At 66.0% G+C, this 26,043-nt stretch carries 24 protein-coding genes, 1 tRNA gene and 1 pseudogene; 16 read left to right on the top strand and 10 right to left on the bottom strand.

Features of this window, described 5'->3' with window-relative positions; genetic code table 11:
* Nucleotides 1–33: 33 nt before the first annotated feature.
* The 6 genes from OXF11_04030 to OXF11_04005 all read right to left on the bottom strand — a co-directional run bounded on the left by OXF11_04030 (nucleotide 34) and on the right by OXF11_04005 (nucleotide 9,467).
* Entirely contained in the window at nucleotides 34–2,016 is a 1,983-nt protein-coding gene (locus tag OXF11_04030) for an alpha/beta hydrolase domain-containing protein (protein MCY4486268.1), read from the bottom strand.
* 40 nt (nucleotides 2,017–2,056) lie between these two features.
* On the bottom strand, nucleotides 2,057–3,808 hold the full coding sequence (locus tag OXF11_04025; GenBank protein MCY4486267.1) for an iron ABC transporter permease: 1,752 nt from the start codon (nucleotides 3,806–3,808) through the stop codon (nucleotides 2,057–2,059).
* A gap of 85 nt (nucleotides 3,809–3,893) precedes the next feature.
* A complete protein-coding gene (locus OXF11_04020; GenBank protein ID MCY4486266.1) occupies nucleotides 3,894–4,934 on the bottom strand; it encodes an extracellular solute-binding protein in 1,041 nt (346 codons plus the stop codon).
* 91 nt (nucleotides 4,935–5,025) lie between these two features.
* Entirely contained in the window at nucleotides 5,026–6,339 is a 1,314-nt protein-coding gene (locus OXF11_04015; GenBank protein ID MCY4486265.1) for an anaerobic glycerol-3-phosphate dehydrogenase subunit C, read from the bottom strand.
* Nucleotides 6,336–7,376 carry an L-histidine N(alpha)-methyltransferase gene (locus OXF11_04010; GenBank protein MCY4486264.1) on the bottom strand — a complete coding sequence of 347 codons (1,041 nt, stop codon included), beginning with the start codon at nucleotides 7,374–7,376 and terminating at the stop codon, nucleotides 6,336–6,338. Before OXF11_04010 ends, OXF11_04015 begins: the two co-directional genes overlap by 4 nt.
* Nucleotides 7,377–7,433: 57 nt before the next feature.
* Nucleotides 7,434–9,467 (bottom strand): transglycosylase SLT domain-containing protein, encoded by a 2,034-nt coding sequence (locus OXF11_04005; GenBank protein ID MCY4486263.1) that lies wholly within the window; start codon nucleotides 9,465–9,467, stop codon nucleotides 7,434–7,436.
* Nucleotides 9,468–9,674: 207 nt separating this feature from the next.
* On the opposite strand from OXF11_04005, the gene OXF11_04000 reads away from it, so the two are divergent.
* A complete protein-coding gene (locus tag OXF11_04000) occupies nucleotides 9,675–10,367 on the top strand; it encodes a YggS family pyridoxal phosphate-dependent enzyme (GenBank protein MCY4486262.1) in 693 nt (230 codons plus the stop codon).
* Nucleotides 10,368–10,389: 22 nt separating this feature from the next.
* Complete coding sequence (locus OXF11_03995; protein MCY4486261.1) at nucleotides 10,390–10,689, top strand: YggT family protein; 300 nt, start codon at nucleotides 10,390–10,392, stop codon at nucleotides 10,687–10,689.
* Between the two features lie 79 nt (nucleotides 10,690–10,768).
* Here the strand turns inward: OXF11_03995 and OXF11_03990 are convergent.
* From OXF11_03990 to OXF11_03975, 4 genes are all read right to left on the bottom strand, one after another.
* Nucleotides 10,769–10,855 (bottom strand) — tRNA-Leu (locus tag OXF11_03990).
* 20 nt (nucleotides 10,856–10,875) lie between these two features.
* A complete protein-coding gene (gene secG / locus OXF11_03985) occupies nucleotides 10,876–11,229 on the bottom strand; it encodes a preprotein translocase subunit SecG (GenBank protein ID MCY4486260.1) in 354 nt (117 codons plus the stop codon).
* Nucleotides 11,226–12,023 (bottom strand): triose-phosphate isomerase, encoded by a 798-nt coding sequence (gene tpiA / locus OXF11_03980; GenBank protein MCY4486259.1) that lies wholly within the window; start codon nucleotides 12,021–12,023, stop codon nucleotides 11,226–11,228. Before tpiA ends, secG begins: the two co-directional genes overlap by 4 nt.
* A gap of 14 nt (nucleotides 12,024–12,037) precedes the next feature.
* Nucleotides 12,038–13,225 carry a phosphoglycerate kinase gene (locus tag OXF11_03975; GenBank protein ID MCY4486258.1) on the bottom strand — a complete coding sequence of 396 codons (1,188 nt, stop codon included), beginning with the start codon at nucleotides 13,223–13,225 and terminating at the stop codon, nucleotides 12,038–12,040.
* Between the two features lie 109 nt (nucleotides 13,226–13,334).
* Between OXF11_03975 and tolQ the strand changes: the two genes are divergently transcribed.
* The 14 genes and pseudogenes from tolQ (at nucleotide 13,335) to OXF11_03905 (ending at nucleotide 26,042) form a co-directional block, all read left to right on the top strand.
* Nucleotides 13,335–14,024, top strand: coding sequence for a protein TolQ (gene tolQ / locus OXF11_03970; GenBank protein ID MCY4486257.1), 690 nt, complete (start codon nucleotides 13,335–13,337; stop codon nucleotides 14,022–14,024).
* Nucleotides 14,025–14,053: 29 nt separating this feature from the next.
* Nucleotides 14,054–14,473, top strand: a complete 420-nt coding sequence (gene tolR, locus OXF11_03965; GenBank protein MCY4486256.1) for a protein TolR — start codon at nucleotides 14,054–14,056, stop codon at nucleotides 14,471–14,473.
* Nucleotides 14,474–14,542: 69 nt separating this feature from the next.
* Nucleotides 14,543–15,523, top strand: coding sequence for an energy transducer TonB (locus OXF11_03960; protein MCY4486255.1), 981 nt, complete (start codon nucleotides 14,543–14,545; stop codon nucleotides 15,521–15,523).
* A 50-nt stretch (nucleotides 15,524–15,573) separates the two neighbouring features.
* The gene (tolB, locus tag OXF11_03955; GenBank protein MCY4486254.1) at nucleotides 15,574–16,941 is read left to right on the top strand and encodes a Tol-Pal system beta propeller repeat protein TolB; all 1,368 of its coding nucleotides are present in this window, start codon (nucleotides 15,574–15,576) and stop codon (nucleotides 16,939–16,941) included.
* 4 nt (nucleotides 16,942–16,945) lie between these two features.
* Nucleotides 16,946–17,596 (top strand): peptidoglycan-associated lipoprotein Pal, encoded by a 651-nt coding sequence (gene pal, locus OXF11_03950; GenBank protein ID MCY4486253.1) that lies wholly within the window; start codon nucleotides 16,946–16,948, stop codon nucleotides 17,594–17,596.
* A gap of 101 nt (nucleotides 17,597–17,697) precedes the next feature.
* Nucleotides 17,698–18,582 (top strand): tol-pal system protein YbgF, encoded by an 885-nt coding sequence (gene ybgF / locus OXF11_03945; GenBank protein MCY4486252.1) that lies wholly within the window; start codon nucleotides 17,698–17,700, stop codon nucleotides 18,580–18,582.
* 90 nt (nucleotides 18,583–18,672) lie between these two features.
* A complete protein-coding gene (locus OXF11_03940) occupies nucleotides 18,673–19,644 on the top strand; it encodes a bifunctional riboflavin kinase/FAD synthetase (protein MCY4486251.1) in 972 nt (323 codons plus the stop codon).
* A 314-nt stretch (nucleotides 19,645–19,958) separates the two neighbouring features.
* Nucleotides 19,959–21,206, top strand: a complete 1,248-nt coding sequence (gene rho, locus OXF11_03935; GenBank protein ID MCY4486250.1) for a transcription termination factor Rho — start codon at nucleotides 19,959–19,961, stop codon at nucleotides 21,204–21,206.
* A 186-nt stretch (nucleotides 21,207–21,392) separates the two neighbouring features.
* Nucleotides 21,393–22,067: pseudogene (gene rpsB / locus OXF11_03930) on the top strand (30S ribosomal protein S2).
* A gap of 438 nt (nucleotides 22,068–22,505) precedes the next feature.
* Nucleotides 22,506–23,111, top strand: coding sequence for a translation elongation factor Ts (gene tsf, locus OXF11_03925; GenBank protein MCY4486249.1), 606 nt, complete (start codon nucleotides 22,506–22,508; stop codon nucleotides 23,109–23,111).
* 37 nt (nucleotides 23,112–23,148) lie between these two features.
* Nucleotides 23,149–23,904 carry a UMP kinase gene (gene pyrH, locus OXF11_03920; protein ID MCY4486248.1) on the top strand — a complete coding sequence of 252 codons (756 nt, stop codon included), beginning with the start codon at nucleotides 23,149–23,151 and terminating at the stop codon, nucleotides 23,902–23,904.
* A gap of 3 nt (nucleotides 23,905–23,907) precedes the next feature.
* Complete coding sequence (gene frr / locus OXF11_03915; protein ID MCY4486247.1) at nucleotides 23,908–24,465, top strand: ribosome recycling factor; 558 nt, start codon at nucleotides 23,908–23,910, stop codon at nucleotides 24,463–24,465.
* 33 nt (nucleotides 24,466–24,498) lie between these two features.
* Complete coding sequence (gene uppS, locus OXF11_03910; protein MCY4486246.1) at nucleotides 24,499–25,242, top strand: polyprenyl diphosphate synthase; 744 nt, start codon at nucleotides 24,499–24,501, stop codon at nucleotides 25,240–25,242.
* Between the two features lie 29 nt (nucleotides 25,243–25,271).
* Nucleotides 25,272–26,042 carry a phosphatidate cytidylyltransferase gene (locus OXF11_03905; protein MCY4486245.1) on the top strand — a complete coding sequence of 257 codons (771 nt, stop codon included), beginning with the start codon at nucleotides 25,272–25,274 and terminating at the stop codon, nucleotides 26,040–26,042.
* Nucleotide 26,043: the final 1 nt, after the last annotated feature.

Below are 26,043 nucleotides of genomic sequence, written 5' to 3'. Positions count from 1 at the left end.
AAACGCCAGCGGTCCCCCCGCGGCCGCGGTTGCCTAGGCGTCCCCGGAGCCGTTTCCGCGGCGCGCGTCCCAGCGCTTTCCCGCTGCCGCCACACAGCGATCCACATCCTCCGCCAGCAACAGTCGATCTTCCTCAAGGGCGACGGCGGCCGCGCGCACGGCGTCAAGGTACGCATTCCGGGACGGGTAACGTGATTGGACGGAAGGCCGCGGGTCTCCCTGCTCCGCGCGCGTTCGCTCGCTGACGGCGAAGGGGAGAGCGCTGCCCACGATGCCCGCCATCACGTCCGAGTCCTTGCGCAGGTTCCATCCCAGGTAGGTCGCCAGGGGCGCCGCCACTTCCGGGACCCGGATGCCGGCGGTCTCGTTGCCGTCGGCGTCAACCGAGGGCACCCGCACCGGATACTCGCGGGTCTTGTCCTCCACGGGCGGTTCGCGGGAAATGACGCCGTGCGCGAACTCCGCCCCGCGGTCGAGGTGGTACAGCGCATGAGGTTCGGGACAGGCGCTTCGGGGAACGGCGGGGAATCCCTCGCGGAACTCCGCGCCCGTGACCAGGTCGCCGGCGGACCGTGTCGGGACGCGGCTCTCCGGCGGCGGCACTCCATCGGTAACCCACTCGTCCAGGGCGTCCAGCAGGGCGCGCAGGACCGGATTGGCCGGCAGGGGGTTCTGCGGGTATCGCGGCACGCCGCCTTCGAGGGCGGCGGCCGCGTCGTTGTGCTGCAGGGACGACAGCAGGTAGACGCGGATGTTCTCGTGCTCCGGGAGGTCGTTGCCGCGAGTGTCGGTGTGCACCAGCGAGCCGCGCCGTTGCCAGTATTCTGTCGCGGTCTGGGTGTGGATGACCACGGGGTCGGTTTCCGGCCGCTTCAGGACCGCGTCCTCCCGCCCGGTGAACGGGTCCTCGGTCCGGCCGTAGGCGAAGGGGAACTCCTCCGAGGGGTAGAGGTGGTCCTCGTGCTGGCGCGGGTAGCGGTCGGGCTGCGCGAAGCGGTAGTTGAGCTGCAGCCGGCCGCCGCCGGCCACGTGGGAGAAGATCCCGTCGAAGATGCGCCGTCCCCCGTCCGAAACGTTGAAACCGCCGTAGACGAACCCGCGCAGGAACCGCCCGCTCTGGGAGCGCCCCCAGGCGTAGGCCTGCGCGACGCCCTGCGCGCCGTCCCGCAGGGGATTGGCCTGTCCCGCCGCATCCTCGTCGGCATGGCGCAGGAAGTCGACGAGGTCGCGCACGCCGGCAAACCCCAGCCCCAGCACCAGCGGGTCCTTCGCGGTGTAGATGAGTTCGTGGATCCAGCCGGGCCGGAAGCCTTCCGGGAGGTGGCAATTCGTGGCCGAAGGCCAGACGCTGCCGGCGGCGTCGGCGGTGGCGAATTGCCAGTCGCCGGCCGGGACGGGCTCGCGCGGGTCCGGGTCCAGCCGCCGGCGCGTAAGGGTGGCTCCCTCCGTGCGAAGGTCCGCCGCCGGACAGGGCCGGATGTAGTCGTGTCCGCCCAGGGACACGGTCGTCACACCGGGCTGCTCGATGATGAATTCGGCCCGGAAAGGTCCGGTGACCGGGCCGTCGGGTCCGGTGGCGACGGGCAGGTCCATGGTCAGGCGGCCGTCCCCCGGAAGCAGGTCGCCCTGCCAGCCGCACCACACCACCGTGTAGCCCCGGCGCATCAGGAAGCCGTGGCCGGCGTCCTCGGCGGTGCGCGGGTCGTTGTTGGGCGGGGCGTCGTTGAAGAACTGCAACGCGCGCTTGTTGCCCCGGTTGTTAACGTCGTAGAGCAGCCGGCCGTTGCCGCGGCCCATGTCCGCGGGCTTGATGAGGAAGAACTCCGTCGAGTACTCCACCAGGCCGCGGTCGTCGGCGGACGCCAGCGTCAGGTCCACGATGTCGCGGTTGGCCGGCAGGCGCGGGTCGATGGCGAACCGCGCCCGTCCCCTTATCCGTTCATAGGCGCCGACGCTGCCGAAGTCGGCGCCTTCGGCGAAGGGAGTGCGTTCCTCGATCTCAAGGGTGATGCTCATGGGGTTGCCTCGCAAAAAGTCTTGAGCGCCGCGTGGCCGGTCAGCGCAGGTGGTCCTGCCAACTCAGCAGGCGCCGTCCGAAGAACGCGATGACGAACGACACCCCGATCAGGATCATCGAGAGGGCGTAGGCCACCCCCACCTCCCCCTCGTGGTACTGGGTCCAGATCAGCGTGCTGATGACCGTGTTCTCGGAGGACGCCAGCAGCACCGCCGCCGACAGCTCCCGGATGCTGTGCAGCGCCACCCACAGCCACAGACTGACCAGCGCCGGCAGCAGGATCGGCATGATGACCTTCCGAAGGGTCATGCGGAACGAGGCGCCGCACGTGTAGGAGGCCTCCTCGAGCTCCTTGTGGATCTGCATCTGGGACGCGATCATCGTGCGTGAACCGTAGGACAGGTAGCGGGTGATGTGGGCGATGGCGATGATCCAAATGGTGCCGTAGAGGCCGATGGGCAGGGACAGGTAGACCAGGATCAGCGCCAGCCCGATGATCACGGAAGGGACGGCGATGGGCGTGAACGTGGTCAGGTTGAGGACCGTGCTCAGCCGTCCCGGGAAGCGCACGACGATCCACGCGGCCACGGTGCATATCAGCGCGGTGACCGTGGCGGCGGTGAACACCACCACGCCGGTGTTCCAGAAGACGCCGAGGAAGTCCTCGTCGAATGTGGTGTAGTAGTTTTCCAGGGACAACTGGCTCACCAGTTCCCAGGAGGGCGGCTGGTAGTAGTACAGCAGGCTGCCCCAGCCCAGCACGATGACCGGCAGCACGATGGCGAGGATCATGTAACCGCTGAAGAATGCCGTCCCGGCCCAGCGCCACATCCCCAAATCGACGATGGACGGGCGGTAGCCCCGGCCCGTGATGGTGGTGTACTTCTCGCCGGTGCCCATGACCTTGAGGTAGAAGTAGACGAGGATGCCGCTCAGCACCAGCACGAACGCCGCCAGCGCGCTGGCGATTCCGTAGTCGGGCAGATCACCGGTGGGCGGATGGACGGCCCAGAAAATCTTGGTGCTGAACACCAGGATGCCGGCCTGGAGCCCGATGACCCCGGGAATCTCGAAGGCCTCGATGGCGATGATAAAGAACCAGATCAGCGCCGCGAAGAACGCCGGGTAGACCAGCGGCAGCGTCACCCGTCGAAAAGTCGTGTACCAGGTAGCCCCGGAGACCAGGCTGGCATCCTCGAACGAGGGGTCGAGGTTCCGGATCGAGGGGGCCAGGATCAGGAACACGGTGGGGACCATGGACAGGCCCATGACGAAGGACATGCCGAACAGGGTGAAGACGTTGAGCGGCCCGTCCTCGCCTTCCAGTCCCAGCAGGCCCCGCAGCACAATGTTGATGAGGCCGATCTTGGGGTCCAGCAGCCGTTCCCAGCCCAGCGCCGAGATCATCGGCGGGATGGCCATGGGGATCAGGATGAGGCCGTACATCATGTTCCTGCCCGGTGTGTTGGTGCGCTCTACCAGCCACGCCAGCGGGAAGGCGAAGAAGAAGCCGACGGCGATGGCGCCGGCGCCGAACAGCATCGTATTGGAGAGCAGCTCGTAGGTGTCCGGGTCGAGGTAGACTTCCAGGTAGTTGCCGATGGTGTACTCGGCGACGTGGGCCAGAGGCTCGACCTGGAACGACGTCAGCGCCACCATCACCACGGGCGCCAGCACCAGCCACATCACCACCAGCAAAGTGGTCCATGACAGGATGGAGCGCTCGTTGAAGCGCGGCGCGATGGTCTCCCACGACCACGGCTTCACGCCGATGGCTTTGTCAGGGGGCATGCCGATGGCGGGGTGTCCGGTGTTCCGACACTGGATAAGGTGCGGTCCGCGCGGGTGCGGCCCGCGCGGACCATTGCACGCCTTGCTACTTGCCTACGAAGATCTTGCGGAGCTTGTCCTGCCACACCTTTTCTTGCCGGGCCATCTTCACGGTGACGGCCGTGGCCACGGTGCGGGTCTTCGATGCCGCCAGGAGCTTGCCGGTCTCGCTCTTCGACTCCAGGGTCGTAAGGGCCCGGAAGGAGTGCTTCTCCATGATCGCTCCGGCTTCCGGCGTGGCCAGCCAGCCGGCCATGAGCTTGGCCGCGTTGGGGTTGGCCACCTTGTTCACCGCGTAGGAGTAGAAGTTCAGCACCGGCGTGACGTTCAGCCAGACGTAGTCGATGGGCGCCTTCTTGAGGACCTTGGCGGTCAGTACGCGATTCAGGTGGATGGGGCCGATCAGCGCCTGCCCCGAGACGATGGCCTCGATCACCTGAGCGCCGCCCCGCGGGGTCATGATGGGTTCCTGGGCCTTGAGCCGGGTCGCCAGGTCCAGCACCTTTTCCTCGCCCCACACCTTGGGCAGGTACTGGAAGGGGTGGCCGCGGGCGATGAGCACGAGCTTCCGTCCCTTCCACTTGGGCGCCGCCATCCCTTCCCAGGTGGTAGGCACCTCGTCCCGGGAGACCTTCTTGGTGTTGTAGGCCATCACGTACACCAGGTCGAACCAAGGCACGAAACGGTTTTCGAAGAGGATGCCCTTGTTGGGGACGCCGAACGTCTTGGCGTAGTCGAGCTGCTGCACCAGCCCCGCGTCCAGCAGGGGCTGGCCGGAGGCGGTGGTGGTCTGCGCCACCTCGATGGTGGCGTTGCCGACCTTGGTCTCGGTCAGGATGCGGCTCGCGGCGTTGGAGCCCGTGGAGGCGATGACCTTGGCCTTGACACCCGGGAAGCGCTTGCTGAAGCCCTTTTGCAGGGCCTTCAGGGCCTTGGGCGGCATGCCCGCGGCCATCAGCACAGTGCCTTCCTTCTTGGCCGCCTCGTGCAGCGCCTTCAGTTCGGCCGAGTCCGCGGCCAGGGCGTTGCCGGCCGCCGCCGCGAGAAACAGGGCCGCCATCGTGCATAGGATCCGTGTGCGCGTCATGTCCACTCCTTTGTTGGTTTCGTCGAACGGAAGTCTGCGAGTAATACACATGGCGGAGGACTGTCAAGGACCGAGGCCCGTCTTCCTGGTTTCAGAAGTCTTCTCCGCGGTAGCTCTTGGCCAGGATCTGCATGGGGTTGAGGGGGTGCTTGCCGGTGGCTTGCTCGATCTGGATGGCGGCCAGCGGACAGTCGGAGCAGGCCGCCGACGCCTCGGCCTCGTCGATGCCGCGGAACGCCTGCCGGCCCCAGCGCATGGAGGCTTCGAAGTTCTCCCGCTTCATGGCCCAGGTGCCGTCGTGTCCCGAGCAGGCCTGCACGGTCCGCACCTCGGTGTCGGGCAGCAGCGACAGCAGCGTGCTGGTCCGGTTGCCCAGCCGCTGGGCGCGCAGGTGGCAGGGCATGTGGTAGACGACCTTGCCGGGGCCGGTCTTGAAATCCCGGTTGAGTTTGCCCTCGGCGTGGAGCGAGGCCAGGAACGCCGTGGGGTCGGTGGTGTGCGCGGCCACCTCCCGCGCTTCCTGGCTGTCCAGCAGGCGTGGGTACTCGTCGGTCATGGTCAGCGAGCAGGTGGGGTTGGTGGCGATGATGGTCCGTCCCTCGGCCACGAAGGGCGCCAGCAGATCCACGTTCCGTTGCGCCTGGGCCTTGGCCTCGTCCAGGTCGCCGTTGTGCCACGCCGGCATGCCGCAGCATTCCCGGTAGGCGAGCACCACGTCCACCCCGTTGCGCGCCATGACCTCCAGCAGGTCCATGCCGATGCCCGGCTCGTTGTAGTTGACGAAGCAGGTGGCGAAGTAGGCCACCTTGGCCACGGGCTCGCCCGCGGGCGCCTGGTACGCCGAACGGTACCGGGAGGCGAAGGTCTTCCACGCGAACGGCGGCAGCTTCTTGTCCTTGTGCACGCCCAGGGCACCCTGCATGAACAGCCGGTGCACGCGGTTCTCGTTGGCCCAGTTGGCCATGGGCGCGGTGGCGGAGCCCAGCTTGCCGATGAGGTCCGGCTTCGCCAGCATGCGGTCGGTGAAGGGGACCCCGTGCTTCTTCACGTGCTGGGCCTTGGCCCGGGCCATGAGCCGCGGGAAGTCGATGGCCCAGCCATGGTCGCCCGGCGTGTAGGGGCAGTTGATGTTGCACAGCTTGCACTGGAAGCACAGGTCCACGACCTCGTCCACGTCCTCGGGCTTGAGCTTGGTGGAATCCACTTCCGCGAACTCTTCTTCGGTGCAGTAGGAGTCGATGGCGTCGAAGAGCTTGGGGAAGCTGCCGCAGAACTTCACGCACAGCCGGCACTCGGCGCACAGGTGGAAGACGCGCTCCACCTCCGAGCGCAGGTCCTGCTCGTCCCAGAAGCCCGCGTCCCTGAGATCGTAGGCCGGTGTCTTGTCCGGAACTTTCTTCATCATGGCGACTCCACGGAGGGCGCGTTGCGCCGGAACAGGAGCAACGAGAACCATTGTTCCGGGTCGGTCCAGTGGCCCAGGGTATCGAGCCCGAAGCAGCGGAGTTGCACCTGCAGGTCCTCCGGGTCGAACTTGCGGCTGGTCTCCACCAGGATCGCCTCGCCCTTCTCCCAGACGAACGACGCGGACTGGCGCGGAAACTCCACCCGGTGGGTCTCCCGGGCGATGCCGCACATCTCCACTTGGGCGCGCTCGCGGTTGTAGCGGCTGCGGAAGTCGATCTTTTCCAACTGGAAGCTGGCGCCGGTGACGCGGTTGACGTTGCGGAATCCGTTGAGGATGAAGGCGGCGGTGGTGCCGCTGGAGTCGTCGTAGGCGGGTTCGATGATGGCGGGGTCCTTGATTCGGTCCACCCCCAGCAGGAGGTAGTCTTCAGGCCCCATGTTCTCGGTGAGGTGGGTGAAGAAGTGCAGCATGTCCGTGGGGGTGAAGTTGCCTATGGTGCTGCCCAGGAACACCACGAGCTTGGGAATCTCCCGGGTGATGCTGGTGATGGCGTCCTCGAAGCGGGCTTCGAGCCCGGTGAAGGCCAACTCGGGGAACAGCTCCTCGGCCATGCGCTTGGACGCCATCAGCGCGGTGTTGCTCACGTCCACCGGGGCGAAGGTGCCGCGCCCGCGCGCGTTGGTCAGCGCTTTCAGCAGATGGATGGTCTTCTTGGAGAAGCCGGCGCCCAGCTCCACGATGCACTCCACCGGCGCCAGGCTCACGAGCGCGCCGGCCTCGCGTTCGAGGATCGCCGCTTCGGTGCGGGTCGCGTAGTACTCCGGCAACTCGCAGATGTCCTCGAACAGGAGCGAGCCCCTTTCGTCGTAGAGGTGGCAGGGTTCGAGCCAGCGCGGGCGGTCGAACAGGGTGCGCACCATGCTGGCGGCGGCGTGGTCCGACGCGCGCTCCCGCGGGGTCAGAATCGCCGGAGCGGTGACGGCCCAGGTGGTGCGGTCCTCGGCGGAGATGATCTCCTTGTGTTCACGGTTCATCGGGCCACTATAGAGAACCGCCGGGATTTGTCCAACGCGGGACGCGCGGAGCGCCCGTCAGGAACGGTCCGCCGGCGGCGCGTCACCGTACAGGGTGCGGTAGGCGTGGTAGTTGCGCAGCACCGCTTTCACGTAGCGGCGCGTTTCCCCGTACGAGATCCGTTCGATGAACTCATCGTCGTCGGCGTCGCCAAGGTCGCGCGTCCAGCGCTCCACCGCCTCCTTGCCGGCGTTGTAGGCCGCCAGCGCCTTGGCCCGGCTGCCGCCGTAGTGTTCGAGCAGCCCTTTGAGGTGGTGCACGCCGAGCCTGATGTTCAGCTCGGGCTCCAGGAGCCGCGGCGCCTCCGGCTCGGGCAGCCCCATCTTCGAGGCCTCCTTGCGCGCGGTTTCGTGAAGCAGTTGCATGAGCCCCATGGCCTGGGCATGGGAAACGGCGCGCGGCTTGAACAGGCTCTCCTGCCGCATCAGCGACAGGACGAGGTAGGGCTCGACAGCGTTCTCGGCCGCGTTCCGCCGCACCGCGTCCCAGTAGGCCAGGGGATACCGGAACCGGAGCGTCTCGGCGGACAACGGTGCTTGCACGGCCAGAGAGAGGCTGCGGCCATAGGCGTGGGTGCGGGCGTACTCGCGCATGAGCAGCAGCCTGAGGCGCGCGGTGCGCTTGGAATGTCGCCGCACCCGGCCCAGTTCGGCGTGCGCGAGCCCGTCGAGGCCCATGCGCGCCAGCGCGCGGGCGCGCGCAAGATGGGCCTTGGCGCGCTCCCCCAGCGCGGGAGCGCGCGCCGTTGACCGGCGCTTGGGAGAGGATGGCTCGGGCAGGGTCTCGCCGAGCTCCGCGAGCCGCCGGGACGCCAGGATCGCGTAGTAGGATTCGCCATCCCTTCCGATGACGCGGCGGTACAGCCGCCGGGCGCCGGCGCCGTCCTTGAGCCTCTCGGCGGTGCGCGCCTCCCAGAAGACGGCGGCCTGCCGGAAGTTGCCGCGCCTGCCGGTGATGTCATGGAAGGTCTTCCGGGCCGCCGCGTAGTCGGCGCGGAGGTACTGCATCCATGCCAGGCGCCACGCCGCGTCGCCTCGGAACTTGCTGTAGCGGTGCTCCTTGGCGAAGAGCTGCCGGTAGGTGCGGGCCGCGTCCTGCCACCGGCCCATGGACTCGTGAATGCGCCCGGTCACGTAGATGGCGTAGCGTCGATGGAGATGGCCGGGATGCCGCGTCATGAACCGTCGGAGGGTCTTCAACGCCGCGTCGTCGTCGTTGCGGTTCCACTGGATGGTGGCGATGCGCGTCAGCGCCTCGCCGGCCCGGGCGCGCCGCGGATAGTGGCGCACGTACCGGCGCAGGACCTCTTCTTCCTCCGCCCGCAGACGCAGTTTCCGGTAGACCTCGGCCAAGCCTTCGAGGGACAGCCGGCGGTAGTTGGTTTCGCGCAGGATGCGCCGGTAGAGGCTGGCGGCGGCTTCGTAGTCCCGTTCGTGCCTGAGCTGCCGGGCCTCCCGCAGCATCTCCTGGCCGGTCTTCAACCCGAGCTCGCGCGGGTGCTTGCGCCGGAGTTCCCGGACTCGCTGCTTCGCGCGGCCGCTCCAGGGAGTGCGCGGCGCGCGCCGGCGCGCCTCCTGGTAGAGGGCGTACGCCGCCGAATCCCGGCCCGCGACCTCGCGCGCGCGCCCGAGGCTATAGGCGGCCCTGGCCCGAACCGTTTTCCCGCGGCCGCCTTTCCTGATCTTGCCGGCCCGCTGCGCGGCTGCCTTGTGGCGTCCCTGGGCGAGGTCGAGATCGATCAGTTCGAAGGACGCTTCGTTCGCCCAGACGCTGCGGGGATGCGCTTGCCGCAGACGCGTGAAACGGCGCCGGGCGTCGCCGTGCCGGTGCGCGCCGGCGGCGATGCGTCCGAGGTAGTAGAGGGCGTAGTCCTTCAACACGAACGCGTCGTCGGACAACGTGTTCCGGAACAGCGGCTCCGCCGCGGCGTGCTCGCCGGCCGCGAAGTGTCGGTAGGCCCGGGCGAACTCCGCTTCCGTGCCCGTCTCGGCGTGTACGATAGACGCCCACAGGCCGAGCAGGAGGAACCAGGCGGCGGTACGAATACGCATTTCCCTTTTCATGGCAAGGAGTTTCGCGAAGTGTAGCATACGCTCGCGCTTGCGTAAGCAGGCGTACACGGCGCACCCGCAAGCGCCGCGACAAGTCTCGATTCACTCCGGTAGGCGCTATGGTATACTGAGGCCAGCGCGGACCGGGACACAGGGGAGACTCAGGGGTTCGCCCGGGAACGGTGCCGAGGAGCGCGCGTCGGGCACATGGTGGACATCGCCGGCAACTGCAAACGGGTCATGGAGGGCATCGCCGCCGCGGCGGAGCGGAGCGGCAGGGACCCAAGGGAAGTCCGGCTTCTCGCGGCCACCAAGACCCAGAGCGCCGCCGCGGTGCGCGCCGCCGTGGAAGCGGGCGTACGCCTCGTGGGCGAGAACTATGTCCAGGAAGCCCAGGCCAAGAAGGACATCCTCGGAGACGCCGCCGAGTGGCACCTGATCGGACACCTTCAGCGCAACAAGGCGCGCGCCGCCACTGGCCTGTTCGCGGTGATCGAAACCCTGGACAACCTCCGGCTCGCTCAGGCGCTCGACCGGGAGGGGCGTGAGCGCGGCCGGGACATCGACGTGATGGTGGAGGTGAACCTTGCCGGGGAGGCGACCAAGTCGGGAGTTTCCGAAGAGGGCCTGGTTCCCTTGCTCCGGGAGGTGTCGCGCCTCGAGCGCGTTCGCGTCAAGGGGCTGATGGCGGTGCCGCCCGTGGCCGAGGACCCGGAGGCGGGCCGCCCCTATTTTCGCCGGCTGCGGGAGTTGCGCGACGCGGCCCGTGAGTTGGGCCTGCCCCATGTGGCGGTGGACGAGCTGTCCATGGGGATGACCCACGACTACGGGGTGGCGGTAGCGGAGGGGTCGACGCTGGTGCGGGTCGGGACCGCGCTGTTCGGACCGCGCGGCCGGTAACAAGTCACGAGGCTGATGCAAGATGTTCGTCGCGGGTAACTTCATCGAGGCCCTCGCGGGTCTCCTCAACGTGGTCATCACCCTCTACGTGTGGGTGATCATCGCGCGCGCGGTGATTTCGTGGGTCAACGCCGATCCCTACAATCCCATCGTGCGCATGCTCTGCAACCTCACCGATCCGGTGTTGTACCGGCTGAGGCAAGCTCTCCCCATGGCGTTCGGCGGCATCGACATGTCGCCGGTCGTGGCCCTGCTGATCCTGTGGTTCCTGCGCGTCTTCCTCGTGCAATCGCTTTACGACATGGCCCGGACCATGCAGTAACGGCGATGTGTGGCGCACCGCGCCGTAGGGACAGGGGGGACACGGCGGCCGGGTTGGGACGGGAAAGAGGGAAAGAGTGTGGTGCGAGGAGGGGGACTTGAACCCCCACGCCATTGCTGGCACTAGCCCCTCAAGCTAGCGCGTCTGCCTATTCCGCCATCCTCGCACATTGGGGCGGGCCGGTCCTCAGGGAGAAGCCGGTGCCTCCGCGGGCGTCTCCGTGCTCCCCCCGGCCGGTGGCGCGACGGGAGCGGGCTGCGGACTGCTCTGCGTTTGCGGCGTGACGCTGTCGAAGACGCTGGAGCTGGTGCCCTGTTCGGAGAAGTAGCCCAGTGTCAGGGAGGTCAGCATGAAGACCACGGCCATGCCGGTGGTCAAGCGCGTGAGGAAGTTGCCGGCGCCGCTGCTGCCGAAGACCGTCGTGCTCGAGCCGCCGCCGAAGGCGGCGCCCATGTCGGTGCCCTTGCCTGTTTGCAGCAGCACCACCACGATCAGCCCCAGGCAAACGACAATATGAACGCTGGTTACCAGGAGGATCATGTGTTCGTAGTCCTGAAAGTCGCTGTCGAAAACTCTGTCGAGAATACCTCGACGATCGCCGCGAAGCTCTGGTGATCCAGGCTCGCCCCTCCCACCAGCACGCCGTCCACCTCCGCGACCCGCGCCAGTTCAGCGGCGTTGTCCGGGTTGACGCTGCCGCCGTAGAGAATCGGAATCGCCCGCGCCGGCGTCGCTCCGAAGCGGCGTGCCAAGGCGCGCCGTATCCATCCGTGGGTGTCGGCCACCTGCGGTGGCGTCGCGTGCCGGCCGGTGCCGATGGCCCAGACCGGCTCATAAGCGACCGTCAGAAATTCAATAACACTTTTCGGCACCCCCTTCAATGCGCCCGAGAGCTGAGCCGAAAGGGTCCGGTGCGTGTCGCCGCGGCGGCGCTGCTCCAGCGTCTCGCCGATGCACAGGACCGGTTTGAGAGAGTTTTCCAGGGCCGCGGCGAGCTTGCGTCCCACGTCGCGGTTGGTCTCACCGAACAACCGGCGCCGTTCGGAGTGGCCGACGATGACGTGGCTGCACCCGGCGTCGCGCAGCATGTCGGCGGACACCTCTCCGGTGAACGCTCCGCTCGGCTGCCAGTAGAGGTTTTGGGCGGCCAGGCGCAACCGGCTTCCCGCCAGTGCCCGCCGCACCGTTTCGAGGGAAGTGAAGGGGGGCCCGAGGATGACCTCGACGGCGCGGAAACGGTTTCCCACGAGCTGCCGGACGCCGCGCGCGAGATCCCGCGCCTCGGTCGGGGTCCCGTGCATCTTCCAGTTGGCGATGACTGTGCATTGTGCCATGGGTCGAAACGGGCTCAGGCGGGTTCCCCGGCTTCCAGCGCCCGGATCCCGGGAAGGGTCTTCCCCTCGAGAAACTCCAGCGCGGCGCCGCCGCCGGTGGAGAGATGCGTCATGGCGCCGGCGGTCCCGGCGAGTCCCACCGCCGCCACGGTGTCGCCGCCGGCGATGACGGTGGTGGACCGGGACGCCGCCAATGCCTTCGCCACGGCCACGGTCCCGTGACGGTACGGCTCTCGTTCGAACAGGCCGAGGGGTCCGTTCCACAGGGTCACGGCCGCGTCCTTGAGCCGCTCGGCGAAGAGCGCCGCGGTCTTCGGGCCGATGTCGAGCCCCATACGCCCCTCGGGAACGCTCTCATCGCCCGTGACGGCCGGCTCCTCGACCCCCGTGTCCTCGGCGACCACGTGGTCGATGGGAAGGAGGAACGGCACGCCGGAGGCCGCCGCCGCGTCCAGGATCTCCCGCGCCACGTCGAGGAAGTCCTCCTGCAGCAGGGAACGCCCGACCGCGATGCCGCGAGCGGCGAGGAACGTGTAGGCCATGGCTCCACCCACCAGGATCAGGTCCACCCGGGGGATCAGGTTCTTGAGAATCCCGATCTTGTCGGAGACCTTGGCGCCGCCCAGCATGGCCGCCACCGGACGCTCGGGCGCCTCGAGGACCCGCGACAGGTAGTCGACTTCCCGCCGGAACAGCAACCCCGGCCCCTTTTCCCGGAAGTGTGCGGCCATACCGGCGGTGGAGGCATGCGCCCGATGCGCCGCGCCGAAGGCATCGTTGACGTAGACGTCGGCCAAGCCGGCGAGCGCCGCGGCGAAGGCAGGGTCGTTGGCCTCCTCGCCGGCGTGAAAGCGGAGGTTCTCCAGCAGCACGACCCCGGCCGCGCGCGGGTGCGCGAGAAACTGTTCCACCGCGGGTCCCACGCAGTCGGGGGCGAGGGGCACCGGCCGGCCGAGCCTGTCCTCCAGGCAGCGCGCCACCGGGGCAAGGCTCCACCGGGGGTCGGCGGCCCCGCCGGGACGGCCCAGGTGCGACGCGACGAGCACCCGCGCGCCTCGTTCCAGCAGGAACTCGATGGTGGGCAGCGTGCTGTCGATGCGATGCGTTTCGGTGATGGTCCCGTCCGAAAGGGGAACGTTGAAGTCCGCGCGGAGAAACGCGATCTTCCCGGCCACATCCAGTTGTGAAATGCTCCGGAGCATGGGCAGAATTTGACTACGTACTTCGATTATAATAACTTTGCAAGGCAGCAGGATGCTGATGCCGTACTTCTCGATTTACCAGCTTGCGGTCCAGCCGGACACTTTGGGAATGCAGCAACACGGCATCCTCGACCTGGTCACCGCGTCCGGACCGGTCGTCCAGGCGGTTCTCTATATCCTGATTCTTTTCTCGGTGGTGAGCTGGGGAATCATCCTTTACAAGTTCAGGCGCGTACGAACCGCCAAGCGGCAGTCGGACAGATTCATCGAGATCTTCTGGGAAAGCCGCAACCTGGCCTCGATCCACGAGGCGAGCCGGGAGTTGCCCGACAGTCCGGTGGCGCAGGTGTTCATCGCCGGATACGAAGAGCTGCTGCGGGTGTCGCGCCGCAACGCCGCGGAAGCGGACAACCTGACCACCGACTTGAGCGGCGTGGACAACGTGGCTCGAGCCATGAAGCGCGCCACCACGGTCGAGTTGACGAAGTTGGAGCAGGCGCTGACCTTTCTCGCGACGACCTCCGGCACGACGCCGTTCATCGGCCTCTTCGGCACGGTCTGGGGCATCATGAACGCGTTCCTCGGCCTGAGCGTAAGCCGGTCGTCCACCATTCAGGCGGTCGCGCCGGGCATCGCCGAGGCATTGATCGCCACCGCCGCGGGCTTGCTGGCGGCGATCCCCGCGCTCATGGCCTACAACCATTTCGTTCAGGAAATCCGGGTGCTCACGGCCGACATGGAAAATTTCACCCAGGAGTTCCTCAATATCGCGGAGCGGCATTTCACGAAGAAGGCGTAAACGGCGGTTTCCCGAAGGAAAGCTGAGTCATGGCGGCCGAGGTCACCCAGGGACGAGACAAGTTGCCGATGTCCAACATCAACGTGACTCCGTTCGTGGACGTCATGCTGGTGCTTCTGGTGATCTTCATGGTGACGGCGCCGATCATCCAGCAGGGAGTGGAGGTGAATCTGCCCCAGGCCAAGGCCGTGCCGGTGGAGGGGCAGGAGGATCCCTTGATCGTCACCATTTCCCGGGACGGTCGCGTCTACCTGAACGACAACGAGGTCAGCCCGGTCGAGCTTCGGACGAAGCTGGAAGCCATCAGGCGTCTGAATGCCGACAAGGCCGTCTACCTGAGGGCGGACCGGGACGTGCTCTACGGCTCCGTGATCGCCGCCATCGGCGAAATCAAGAGCGCCGGCATCGAAAGGCTCGGCATGATGGCGTTGCCCCTGGATGGTCCGTGAGAGCCGTCCCCGCGGGATGGCCGACGGACGACGTGGTGAGTCGTGTTTCGAAGACGTAACAACGGATGGATGAGCGGCGACTCCGGCTCCCGCCGATTGAAGTGGTGGGTCTGTTTCTCCGGCGTCCTCCATCTGGTCCTGCTGGCGATGCTGCTGTTGGTGCCGCCGAGCACGGCGCGACGCGACGCTCTGCCCCGGGTGTACACGGTGGATCTCGTGGCCCCCGGCCCCGCGCCGGCGGTGCCGGAGCCGCCGAAACCCGCCGAGGCGCCTCCGGCGGTCGAGGCCGCGCCCAGGGAACAGGTGAAGGAGACGCCGGCGCCCAAGGAAGAGGAGCCGCCCGCGCTGACCGAACCCACGCCTCCGGAAAAGCCGGAGAAGAAGGTCGTCGAGCCCCCGCCACCGGCGCCGCCCAAGAAGGTCGCCAAACCGAAAAAGAAGCCCACGCCCAAGCCCAAGGTGGTGAAGCGCGCAAAGCCCGCGCCGAAGAAGACCGCGGCCAAGAAGCCGTCCAAGAAGCCGTCCAAGAAGAAGAAAAAGGTATCCAGGAAGCCGCCCTCGAAGAAGACCCCGAAGCTTGCGAAGAAGGAGCCGAAACGGAAGAGCGGCGCGGGTTCGGCTTCCAAGCTGGTGGAACGGCTTCGGAAACGGCGCATTGACGACGCGGTGGCCGTCGCCCGCGAGCGTGCCCGGCTGCAGCGGGCCGCGCGCCGGGAGGGCGGTGGCGGGAGCGGGGCGTCGGGCAACGGCGGCGTCGTGAGAGGAGTGGAGTTTCTGGCCTATCATCACCAGATGCTCAACCGCATCAAGGATCGTTGGACGTGGATCGGCAAACGCGGGGACCTCGAGGTCACCGTGGGGTTCGGCGTAGGCGTCGACGGGAAGATCTTCGGTCTCAAGCTGCTCAAGTTCTCCGGGGACGCTTCCTTCGACGAGTCGGTGGTTCGCGCGGTGGACCGTTCCAGCCCCTTGCCCCCGCCGCCGACGGGTTACGTGCGTGACTTCGCGCAGGTCGAGATTACTTTCCGACCCGCGGACCTCGGTGGCTAGTGTATTATTTCCCGCAAGCGAAGAAGGATCGTCCGATCATGGGAGGCACGATGGCACCGCCGTCAGTACGGCGAATACCGAATCGGGACAAGGGCGCCGCCCGGGCGTTTGTCCGGTTGACGGCATGGATGGTCGCGGGCCTGATGCTGTGCTGGCTGTCGGCGGGCGTGGCGCGAGCCCAGGTGACGGGCCTGATCGTCGGACCGGGGGCCGAGCGTTTCCGGCTGGCGGTCTCGCCGCTCAAGAATCTGGGGAGCCGGCCGGATACGGAAAGGCTCTCGGAACGGATCGCGGACGTCATGGCGGACGACCTCGACCGCTCCGGCTGGTTCAAGATCGTCGACCGATCGGCCTACATCGAAGATCCACAGAAGACCGGTATCCGGCTGGGTGGTTTTGATTTTCGTGACTGGACCACCATCGGCGCGGAAGGTCTCATCAAGGGCGGCTTCCGGACCCTGGACGGGGAGAAGATCCGGTTCGAGTTCAGGCTGTACGATACCTTCCGGCGGAGTCAGGTGGTCGGCAAGGCCTACACCGGGGAAGTCCGGGATGCGCGGCGCATGGCGCACCGTTTCGTTGACGAGATCATCCTGAAGCTGACCGGTACCCGTGGTGTGTTCGATACCCGAATCGCCTACGTGGCCACCGGGAAGGACCGGTTCAAGGAGATCTATTTCTCGCACCTCGACGGCACCGAGAAGAAGAAGGTGACCCACAACCGGACGATCAACATGTTCCCGTGGTGGAGACGGGACGGCAAGGGGCTGGTCTACCTTTCGGTGAAGACCGGCAAGTGGCAGGTTGTCGGCTTCGATCTTCTCACCAAAGGCGAAAAGGCGATCGCCAGGGGCGACGGACGCGGGCAATGGTCTCCGGATGGACAGCATCTTGCCACGCCGATCGAGCGGCGCGGCAACCACGACATCTACCGGTTGAATCGTTCCGGCCACATCGTCGAACGGTTGACCCATCACCCCGGCATCGATACTTCGCCCACGTGGTCCCCCGAGGGAGACCGGATCGCTTTCTCGTCCGACCGGCACGGTTCCCTTCAGGTCTACATCCTGGAGGTCGCCTCCGGCACCATCAGACGGCTCACTTTCAAGGGGTCCTACAATACGTCGCCGGATTGGTCACCGACCGGCGAGTTGATCGCCTTCACGGGACGGACGAACGGCGTGATGAAGATTTTCACCATACGGCCGGACGGAAGCGACCTGCGGATGCTCACCGCCAAGCGCTACAACGACGAGGATCCGTCCTGGTCCCCGGACGGACGCTTTCTGGCATTCACCTCCGACCGGTCGGGTTCGCGGCGCATCTACACCATGCGTCGGGACGGCGAGAGTCAACGCAGATTGACAGGCTCCAGCCCAGGTGATACAAATCCGTCGTGGTCACCCCGGCTGCAGTGATCCCGTGCAGCATCACATCTCAATTCCGCGCAAACCCAGAAATGGGGAAGACAAGAGAGAGACCGAGCCGATGATTAGAAGAGCATTCGTGCTGCTGTTCTGCTCCATCACTCCGATGATTCTCGTCGCCTGCGCCGCGCCGCCCGTGGATACGGAAGAACCGGCCGCGGCCGTGCCGGCGGCCGAGGGCGCGCCGGCCGAGGGCGCACCCGGCGGGATCACGGAGGGCGATCTCGCTCAACAGGGGTCGGGAGTGACCGGCCAGGGTAGCCTCGACGCGCTCAAGGAGGGCACGACGCCGCAAACCGGCGTCCTCGCCGATGTCCACTTCGAGTTTGACCGCTCCGAGTTGGCCGCCGAAGCGCGCGAGATCCTGCAGCGCAACTCGGATTGGATCAAGGAGCATCCCGGGGTTCAAATCGAGATCGAAGGGCACGCGGATAACCGCGGCACCAACGAATACAACCTTGCCCTCGGCTCCAGGAGAGCCCAAGCGGTCAAGGACTACCTGGTGACCCTGGGAGTCGCGCCGGATCGTTTTTCGACCATCAGCTACGGCGAGGAACTTCCGGTCTGCGGCGAGAATTCGGAGGAGTGTTGGCGAATGAACCGACGGGCGCATTTTGTCGTTCGGGCGCAAAGGCCTTCTTCCTGACCACCGCACTTGTGTCGCGCGTCGCGAATGATGTTCACGTATTCGTGACGCCGAACACCACGACCTTTCGCGCTGCCCGTCCTGCCAGGGACCGTATGTTCATGCGAACCGTTGCCCGCACATGGTTTGTCGTTCTGTCGCTTGTGTCGGCGTGGGGCTGTACCGTCGACTATCATGCGGCGCCGGCGCCCGCCGTCCAGGCACAGTTGACCGAGGGCGAGTGGGCGGTGATCAACGGGTTGAAGGCGGAAATCGGGCAGGCGCGTACCCAGTTGGCGGATACCCGGGCGGAGGTCACCGCCATGCAGAACCGCTTGAACGCGGTCGAGGGTAATCTCCAGGAGCTGCGCAACGGAGGAGGGGGCGCGTCCGCGAACGCGGGGGAGATCGGCCGCAGGCTGGCGGCCCTCGAGTCGGAGGTGCGCGCGCAACGGAATCTCCTGAAGGTGCGCGAAGACGAGCTTCGGCTTCTGCGTGACGCGGTTCTCCAGGGCGCCCCGCCGCGCGCTCCGGGCGCCGAACCGACTGTCGAAACGCCTCAGGCGCCGGCCGCCACGGAAGGGGCGCCGCAGGTGGCGCGTCCGGCGCCACGCCCCGCCACCGAGGCGCCCACGCTCCAGCAAGACTACGAGAACGCCTGGAGACGGCTGCGGGAAAGGGACTTTCGCGGCGCCATCGAACAGTTCAAGAAGTTCGTCGAAAAGCACCCGAACAGCCCGTTGACCGACAACGCACAATACTGGATCGGTGAGAGCCATTACGCGCTCCAGGAGTTCGACGAAGCCATCCTGGAGTTCGACGTGGTGCGGAAGAACTATCCCGACGGCGACAAGGCGCCCGCGGCGTGGCTCAAGATCGGCTATGCCTTCGCCGAGCTTGGAAACCGGGTCGACGCCAGGCTCATCCTCCAGGAAGTCATCAACCGGTATCCCAATTCCGAGGAAGCCGGAAAGGCGCGAGAGAGACTCCAATCCCTGGACGCTTGAAGCGTACCGGATGATCGCCCTCGGCGTTGTGTGTTACACAGGCCTTGGGCAAGGGCGCGGGTCAGGTCACCCCTCCAAACTCCACGCACGATGCGGATTCTGCGGCACGTCAAGGGACCCCTTCACCGTCCCGTCATGACCATCGGGAACTTCGACGGGGTGCATCTCGGGCACCAGGACCTGCTCGGGCGGGTGATGGCGGACGCGCGGGCGCGGGGCGGATCCTCCGTCGTCCTGACGTTCGAGCCCCATCCGCTCAAGTTCCTCGCGCCGAAATACGCTCCGCGGTTGATCCTGTCGCGCAAGGACAAATTGGCGCTGTTGCGGCGCGTGGGCGTCGATTGCGTGGTGATCCAGCGTTTCACGCCGAGTTTCTGTGCCGTGCCGGCCCATGAATTCGTGAACCGCTATCTGGCCGGCCTCGGAGTCGAGGCCCTTTGGGTGGGCGAGGATTTCCGCTTCGGCAGGGACCGAGCCGGCACCGTCCGCGATCTGATGCAATGGGGGCCGGCCGCGGGGATGGAAGTGAGGGTCATCGAGCCGGTCGCGGAGTCCGAACATGCCATCAGCAGCAGCCGTATACGCGCGTTGCTCGAAGGAGGGCGGGTAGAGGTCGCCCGGGCCCAGCTCGGACGCAGCCATTTCATCGAGGGAACGGTGGTGCGGGGGCATCAGCGGGGCCGGGAGATCGGCTTTCCCACCGCCAACGTGCACAGCAGGACGGAGGTCGTGCCGGCCAACGGGATCTACGCCACCGTGGTCGAGACGGATGGGCGGCGGTTGCCCAGCGTCACCAGCGTCGGGGTGAATCCGACGTTCGGCACGGGACCCCGAACCATCGAGAGCTACATTCTGGATTTCGACGAGGACTTGTACGGTCGCCGGCTGCGTGTGTTTTTCGTGGAAAGGCTCAGGGAAGAGCGTAACTTCCCTTCGGTGGACCAACTCGTCCGGCAGATCGAGGACGACGTCGTCCTGGCCCGCCGGGTTTTGCGCCGTGCCGGCCCCGACGGCACTGCCGTGCCCTGCTTGACAAAGCCGGCTGCATCACCTAGTATATAGCCAACGTCTGGCAACGACGTGATCCAGTCTGGCGTGATTCCAGTCTGAAGTGACCCATTTCCGGCCCAATCCGCTTTATCACATTACATCCCAGGCCCGTTTTATACGGTAGAGAGTCGGTTTGCCCGCTATGCGGGTGATGCTCGCCCCCCTCGACGGATGACCCGGCAGCTTAATTGAAAGGAAGTTCCATGGCTAACGTTCGGACGCGCTCCGCAGCGGCGGAAAGCGACACCACGGCAGACTCCGCACCTACCCACCGCAGAAACCGGCCCGCTCCCGCTCCCGCACCCGACCCCGTGCATCAGAACGGCTTGAACCTGAGCTCGCTCAAGTCCAAGAAGATCGCCGAGCTGGCCAACATCGGCAAGGGCTTCAGCATCGAGAGCGCGGGGAACATGCGGCGGCAGGATCTGATATTCGCGATCCTGCAGGCACAGACCGAGAAGAACGGTTACGTGTACGGTGAGGGCGTGCTGGAAACCCTGCCCGACGGTTTCGGCTTCCTGCGCGCGCCGGACTACAACTACCTCCCCGGCCCGGACGACATCTACGTTTCACCGAGCCAGATCCGCCGTTTCGGCTTGCATACGGGCGACATCATCTCCGGCCAGATTCGTCCGCCGAAGGACGGCGAGCGGTATTTCGCCCTGTTGAAGGTGGAGAGCATCAACAACGGCGATCCGGACAACGTGCGGGACAAGATCCTCTTCGACAACCTGACTCCACTCTATCCCGAAGAGCGCATCAGTCTGGAGCACGACCCGGAAGAATACACGACCCGCTTCATCGACTTGCTGACGCCCATCGGAATGGGTCAGCGCGGGCTGGTGGTGGCGGCGCCGCGCACGGGCAAGACCATGATGCTGCAGAACATGGCGAAGGCCATCGCCCACAACCATCCGGACGCGGTCCTCATCGTCCTGCTCATCGACGAACGCCCCGAGGAGGTCACCGACATGCAGCGGTCGGTGATCGGAGAGGTGGTGAGTTCCACCTTCGACGAGCCCGCGACGCGCCACGTGCAGGTGGCGGAGATGGTCATCGAGAAGGCCAAACGGCTCGTGGAGCACGGTAAGGACGTCATCATCCTCCTCGACAGCATCACGCGCCTGGCCAGAGCCTACAACACGGTGGTGCCGCCGAGCGGCAAGATCCTCTCCGGCGGCGTCGATTCCAACGCGCTGCACAAGCCGAAGAAGTTCTTCGGCGCGGCCCGCAACATCGAGGACGGCGGCAGCCTCACCATCATCGCCACCGCGCTGATCGATACGGGAAGCCGCATGGACGAGGTCATCTTCGAGGAGTTCAAGGGAACCGGCAACATGGAAATCAACCTCGACCGCAGGCTGATGGACAAGCGCGTGTTCCCGGCCGTGGACATCAACAAGTCCGGCACCCGCAAGGAAGAGCTGCTGATCCCGAAGGAGGATCTCAACCGCATCTGGATCCTGCGCAAGGTGCTGTCCCAGCTCAACGTCGTGGATGCCATGGAGTTTCTCATCGACAAGCTGCGCGGGACCAAGGACAACAAGGAATTCCTGGAATCCATGAACACCTAGTGTCGTGTCGGGAAGCCGGGCGCCCGGTATTCCCTTGCGTGGCCGTACCAATTTTGTTAATAGCCCTTCGTGTTTTTCGCCATCCCGGTGGCTTGGGCGCGGTCGCCGGGGCAGTCACCTCAACCCACTGGTTAACGCGAGAGAGAAGAGTATGTTGACGTACGTATCATTCGAGGTTTCGGCACCATGACAGAAATATCCATGAAGCAGCTGCTGGAAGCCGGGGTCCATTTCGGGCACCAGACCAGTCGCTGGAATCCCAAGATGAAGCCCTACATCTTCGGGGCGCGCAACGGGATTCACATCATCGACCTCCAGCAGACGGTGAAGATGGTCAAGGACGTATGCACCCAGGTGCGCGACTTGATCACGGCCGGAGGCCACATTCTTTTCGTGGGCACCAAGAAGCAGGCGCAGGACTCGGTGAGGGAAGAAGCCGAGCGCTGCGGCATGTCCTTTGTCCACCATCGTTGGCTGGGCGGCACGTTGACGAACTTCCAGACCGTGCGGCAAAGCATCGACCGCCTCAAGAAACTCGAGGAGATGGCCAACGATCCCAAGATCGTCGAGGCCCTCACCAAGAAGGAATTGCTTGCCCACAGCCGCGAGCGCGCCAAGCTGGAGCGCGCCCTGGGCGGCATCAAGGACATCAAGAAGCTGCCGGACGCGGTGTTCATCATCGATCCCGGGCATGAAGCCATCGCTGTGCGCGAGGCGCGCAAGCTCGGCATCAAGGTGATCGCGATCGTCGACACCGACTGCGACCCGGATCTTGTGGACTACAAGATTCCCGGCAACGACGACGCCATACGCGCGATCCGGCTGTTCTGCAGCCTGATGGCCGAGGCCGTGAGGGATGGCCAGGCGCTCGGTGACCAGGCGCGCATGGAGGCGGAAGTCGCAAAGGCCGAAGCCGCGCAGGCCGAAGCCGCGCAGGCCGAAGCCGCGCAGGCCGAAGCCGCGCAGGCCGAAGCCGCGCAGGCCGAAGCCGCGCAGGCCGAAGCCGCACAAGCCGAAGCCGCACAGGCCGAAGCCGCACAGGCCGAGGAAGCGGAGCAAGGCGGGCCGGTCGAAGGCGGAGCGGCCACCGAATCCGCGGCGGGCGAAGCGGTAGCGGAGAAGGACCCGGAAGCAGCGCAGGCGCAAGCACCCGCCGAACCGGGCGCGACGGAACCAGCGGCTGCTACCGCTGCCCCGGCGGCCGCCCCCGAATCGGCGCCGGCCGCGGCAACGGAAGTCAAGGAGAATGCGGACGCATAGAAGTCCACGGACGCTACCGTGGCGGGGAGTTGAGAGAGCATGGCCATCGACGCGAGTCTAGTCAAACAGTTACGGGACAAAACCGGCGCGGGTTTCATGGACTGCAAGAAGGCCCTCCTGGAATGCGAGGGTGACTTCGAGAAGTCCGTGGACCATCTGCGGGCGAAAGGGCTTGCAATGGCGGCGCGCAAGGCCGAGCGCGAGGCCAGCGAAGGTCTGGTGGGTGCGTACATCCACGGCGGCAGCAAGATCGGGGTTCTGCTGGAAGTGAACTGCGAGACCGATTTCGTGGCTCGGACGGAGGAGTTCCAGGCCCTGGTCAAGGACCTCGCGATGCAGGTCGCCGCGGCGAACCCGCGTTGCGTGCAGCGTGAGGACGTCGGCGAAGAGGAGCTGGAGCGGGAGCGATCCATTTACCGGCAGCAGGCCGCCGAGCTCAACAAGCCCGCGGCCGTGCTGGACAAGATCGTCGACGGCAAGATGGAGCGCTTCTACGAGGATGCCTGCCTCATGGAGCAGGCCTACATCAAGGAACCCACCCGCCGCGTGAAGGACCTGATCCAGGACGCCGTCGCGCGCTTGGGGGAGAACATCCGCATTCGGCGTTTCGTTCGCTACACGGTCGGCGACGGCACGAAGGACTAGTGTCCTGCGTCTAGCAGCCCTGGCAGGTTCCCATCGAATGACGGACGCGGAGTTGAGATACAAGCGAGTCATTCTGAAGATCACGGGAGAGGTTCTCGCGGGAGAACGCCAGTACGGCATCGATCCAGCCACCGTCGCGCGGTTCGTGGAGGAGATTCGGGAGGTCCACGAACTGGGCTGTGAGATCGCCTTGGTCATCGGCGGCGGCAACATCCTGCGCGGCGCCGAGGCGAGCGAACATGGCATCGACCGCGCCAGCGCCGACTACATGGGCATGCTGGCCACGGTCATCAACAGCATCGCGCTGCAGGACGCGCTCGAAAAGATCGGCGTCTCGACGCGCGTGATGTCCGCCATCGAGATGCGGCAGGTGGCCGAGCTGTACATTCGCCGGCGCGCCGTGCGGCACTTGGAGAAGGGCCGGGTGGTCATACTGGCGGGCGGCACCGGCAACCCCTTCTTCACCACGGACACGACCGCGAGCCTGCGCGCCATGGAAGTGGGCGCCGAGGTGATCCTGAAGGCCACCAAGGTGCGCGGCGTGTACGACACCGATCCGCTGAAGAACCACGAGGCGAAGCTCTTCCGCGAGTTGACCCACATGGAGGTGCTCAGCAAGGAGCTCAAGGTCATGGACTCCACCGCCATCTCGCTCTGCATGGACAACCGTCTTCCCATCATCGTCTTCAACGTCATGGAGCGGGGCAACATACGCAAGGTGGTGGGCGGCCAGCCCATCGGCACCTTGGTGAGCATGGGAGACCGGCAATCCGGCACGGGCCCGCAGGTGTGACAGATGGACGACGTCTTCTTTCAAGTTTTTCAGGACGACCTGGACAAGACCATGGAGGCCATGCGCCGGGAGTTGGGACGAGTGCGCACGGGCAGGGCTTCGGCCTCTCTCTTCGACGGGGTCGTGGTGGAATACTACGGCACCCAGACCCCGTTGAACCAGATCGCCACCGTCGCCGTCCCCGAGCCTCGGCTGGTGACGATCCAGGCGTACGACCGCAGTGCCATCGCCGGCATCGAAAGAGCCATTCTCAAGGCCGATCTCGGCCTCACCCCCGCCAACGACGGCCAGCTCATCCGGGTGCCGATCCCGGAGCTCAGCGAGGAGCGGCGCAAGGAACTGGTGAAGCAGGTGCGCAAGACCGCCGAGGAGTACCGGGTCTCCGTGCGCAACCATCGACGCGCCGCCATCGAAGAGCTGAAGTCGATGCAGAAGGGCAAGGAGATCACCGAGGACGAGGTCAAGCAGGGCCAGGAGCGCATCCAGAAGATCACCACGGACTTCGTCGGCAAGGTGGACGGATTCCTCAAGGTCAAGGAAGAGGAGATCATGGAGGTCTAGCGCGGCCTTGGCGCTACCTTTAGGGTCTTCGGAATGAATCTCCACGGGCTGGAAAAGAGCCGGCTTCCCACTCATGTCGCGATCATCATGGACGGCAATGGACGCTGGGCCAGGCTGCGCGGCAAGAGTCGTCTGGAGGGCCATCGGGAAGGTACCGAAGCGGTTCGTGCCACGGTGGAATTAAGCCGCGACCTGGGCATCCGCTACCTTTCGCTGTACGCGTTCTCCTCGGAAAACTGGAACCGCCCGCACGATGAGGTGGAGGGGTTGATGGCGTTGCTGGAGAGCTACCTGGAGTGCGAGCAGGAGCGCATGATGCGCGAGGGCATCCGGCTCATGGCCATCGGTGACCGCCAACGCCTGCCCGCGTCCGTGCGCCGGGTGCTCGACCGGAGCGAGGAACTCACACGCCACAACACCGCCATCACCGTCATCCTGGCGTTGAGCTACAGCGGCCGTGACGACATCGTCAGGGCGGTCCGGGACATCGCCCGCAAGGTCAAGGAAGGGGAGTACGACCTGCCCGAAATCGACGAATCCCTGGTGGCGGCCCATACGGAGACCGGGTGCATACCCGATCCGGACCTCTTGATCCGCACCAGCGGGGAGATGCGCATCAGCAACTTCTTCCTTTGGCAGATACCCTACACGGAGCTCTACATCACCCCGACGCTGTGGCCCGATTTCTCCGAGCGTCGGTACGTCGAGGCGTTGCTGGAGTTTCAGAGGCGCAAGCGTCGGTTCGGCAAGACCGACGAGCAGCTCTTTCGGGGTTGACGCGGGGACGTTTCCATGGAGTTTCGCAGATGCGCGCCCGCGTACTGACCGCACTGGTCGGAATCCCCTTCGTCGTCGGCATCGTGGTCGCGGACCGCGTCTGGCTGTTCGCGCTTTTCGTCGAAGCCCTCTCGCTCGTTGCCCTTCACGAATACTTTCGCATGGTCTTCCCGGCCCACCGGGAGGTGCGTCTCACCGGGGTGGCGGCGGGCATGCTGCTTTCCCTCACCCTGGTGGCGCCCGGTCTCTCGAGCTTGCTGCCGCTGATCGTGACGCTCCTGTTCGCCGCGTTCGTCTTTATCGGAGGCGTGGCGGAGGAACGCTACCGCAACCTCGGCCTGGCGCTGGCGGGCGCCTTCTACCTGGGTTACCTGTTCCCCCACTTCATCGTCCTTTACCGCGGCGGCTACGAGTGGGTGTTGTGGCTGTTGATCGTGGTGTTCTGCAGTGACAGCGCCGCCTACTTCGCCGGTGTGGCCGTGGGCCGGAGAAAGTTGTATCCTTCGGTCAGTCCGGGAAAGACGGTGGAGGGCGCGATCGCCGGCACCGTGGCGGGCGCACTGGCCGGATGGGCGTGCGGCGCGTGGCTGTTGGCGTTGCCGTTGGCGCACCTGCTTTGGCTTTCCCCGGCGATTGCCGTCATCGCGCAGGTCGGCGACCTGTTCGAGTCGCTCATCAAACGCGGGTTCGCCGCCAAGGACTCGGGCGCCATCCTGCCGGGTCACGGCGGCCTCATGGACCGGCTTGACAGCCTCGTCTTTCCAGGCGTCCTGAGCACCTACTGTCTGCGGTTGCTTTAAG

Source organism: Deltaproteobacteria bacterium (assembly GCA_026712905.1).
Classification (GTDB): Bacteria; Desulfobacterota; Binatia; order UBA9968; family JAJDTQ01; genus JAJDTQ01.
This window is presented reverse-complemented; position numbering and strand designations above follow the sequence as displayed.